Below are 739 nucleotides of genomic sequence, written 5' to 3'. Positions count from 1 at the left end.
TGGTCAACAAAAACTGGCCACCGCGTTAGAGTTTTTCCAGTATCGGTTTTCTGATTCGTTTGGCGGTAACCCACCATTATATTCGTGCGGTCTTAGTGCGCTGTAATATCCAACGATATAGTCCGTTATTGCGTGAGCTGCATCGCTGAAGCTTACATAGCCCGTCGCCGGCACCCATTCGTTCTTCAGACTCCTGAAGAAGCGCTCCATTGGGCTGTTATCCCAGCAGTTTCCACGCCGACTCATACTCTGCCTGATCCGGTATCGCCACAGTAACTGCCGGAACTGCCTGCTCGTATAATGGCTGCCTTGGACGCCCTTCTAAGAGTCAAGCTGTTATCGGGATACTGTTGATCCGCCTGTTTTGATTGCGCAGTAACGTGTAAACTTCGCGGGAGATATATCGCTTTAGACAGCGTATCGCTTCCATTTTTGTATGTCCTTCGGCTACACGCCTGGCGACATATTCCTTTGTTTTTGCGTCAGTTCGTAAGCGTCCGATGGCGATGATGTGAAGTGCACTATTTGAAGCACGATCTCCACCACGATTAAGTCGGTAACGGTTCGTTCATGGCCATATCAATGATTTTCTGGTGCGTACCGGGTTGAGAAGCGGTGTAAGTGAACTGCAGTTGCCATGTTTTACGGCAGTGAGAGCAGAGATAGCGCTGATGTCCGGCAGTGTCTTTTGCCGTTACGCACCAACCCCGTNAGTAGCTGGAACGGGAGGACAGCTGAT

General features: G+C 50.3%; 3 pseudogenes. All 3 read right to left on the bottom strand.

The features are described 5' to 3' along the window. Positions 1–3: 3 nt before the first annotated feature. A pseudogene (locus HMPREF1024_RS29890) lies at positions 4–312 on the bottom strand (integrase core domain-containing protein); the annotation flags it as partial. 16 nt (positions 313–328) lie between these two features. After that, positions 329–568 (bottom strand): annotated as a pseudogene (locus HMPREF1024_RS30980) (IS110 family transposase); the annotation flags it as partial. After that, positions 567–739: pseudogene (locus HMPREF1024_RS29880) on the bottom strand (IS1-like element transposase); the annotation flags it as partial. The pseudogenes HMPREF1024_RS30980 and HMPREF1024_RS29880, both read right to left, overlap by 2 nt.

It is taken from the genome of Klebsiella sp. 4_1_44FAA, from assembly GCF_000238715.1.
In the GTDB taxonomy this organism is placed as follows: domain Bacteria; phylum Pseudomonadota; class Gammaproteobacteria; order Enterobacterales; family Enterobacteriaceae; genus Klebsiella; species Klebsiella pneumoniae.
This window is presented reverse-complemented; position numbering and strand designations above follow the sequence as displayed.